The 1,324-nt window shown below is 75.7% G+C and carries 1 protein-coding gene; it reads left to right on the forward strand.

From position 1 onward, the window contains the following. The coding region (locus tag AC5LSR_RS13320; protein WP_493468516.1) for a hypothetical protein at nucleotides 1-1,068 on the forward strand (1,068 nt) is incomplete at its 5' end. Nucleotides 1,069-1,324: the final 256 nt, after the last annotated feature.

Below are 1,324 nucleotides of genomic sequence, written 5' to 3' on the forward strand. Positions count from 1 at the left end.
GGGGACCGCAGCGGTCTGGCTCCGGCACCTCCCGCGCCGGACGTGCCGGTGCCGCCGGCGGAGGACGACCCGGCGTCATGGGAGCAGACATCGCGGATCAGCCGGCGGACGCTGACCGGTCTGGCGACCGCGGCGGGGAGCGAGGCCACCGGGCCGGCCGGGGCGACGGCACGGCCCGGCGACGAACCGCGGTCGGTCTACCCGGCCACCGGCGCGGGCGCGACCGGGTATTTCAGCCGCCAGGCACCGGGGCGGCACGGACCCCGGCCGGAGACCGGTGATGCCGGTGTCCGGCCCGATTCCGACTTCACAGTCGTGCTCTCCCCAGTGCGGGTCACGCCACGTGACGCCTCCTCGGGGCGGTCCCCGGCGCCCGGGCCCGCCGAGCCTGCCACCGGCCGCCCCGGCGGCGAGCTGCCCGAGGAAGGATCGCCCGCCGGCCGCTCGCCTGGCAGCGGTGTACCCCGCGGGGACACGCTGGACGATCAGCCATCCGAAGAGGCGCAGTCATACCCCCCGCAGGTCACACAGCCCGCGAGGGGCGCGCGACCCGCGTCCGGTGCGGGCCCGGGCGGCTCGCGCCCGCGTTCGCCCGTGGAGCCGGAGCCCGATGTCGGTACGGAACCCGGTGGCCGGTTCGCCGGCATGCTCCTGACCATCGCCGGTGGCCTCGGCGGGATTGCCGCCACCCTGCCCTGGAGCACGATCAGTGACGGCGAGGAGAGCCGTACGTTCACCGGCCTGACGGTTGGTGATGGAAGGATCACTCTGATGCTGGCGGTCGTCCTGATGGTGATCGGTGCGGCGCATGTGGCCGGCCGCCGCTCGGGCGGCACGGGCGGCTCGGGCGGCTCGGGCGGCACGGTGGCGATGCTGCTGGGGGCGGGAGTCGCCGTGTTCGCTGTCATGGATCTGGTCGCCGGACCGGCCTCGCTGTCGTCCTTTCGGGCCCTCTCCGCCAACCAGATCAGCGTCGTTCCCGCGTCGGGGCTGGTCCTGACCCTGGTGGCCGGGTCGCTCGCGTGTGTCGGCGGTTGGCTGCTGCGGCGTGGCCGTCATGGCGGATGATCCCGCCGGTGCCGGCCCGGCTGCCCGGCCGGACCGAGGAGCCGACGTGATCGGCCGTGCCCGCGGGAGCCATGCCCGCGGGGACCGGGTTCCACCGGACGTGATTGTCTTCCAGGAGGCGGAAGCGGCCGCGCGCGCCGTCCGGCCACGTGGTACGACCAGGAGTGACGGAGGACAAGACGTCACGAGCCGGGCAGGTGCCGGCCGGCGCTGCGCGTGCCGGATTCCGGGCCCCGGCTCCGGCCGGCCCACCGGG

The organism is Protofrankia sp. CiP1_Cm_nod4 (genome assembly GCF_982290645.1).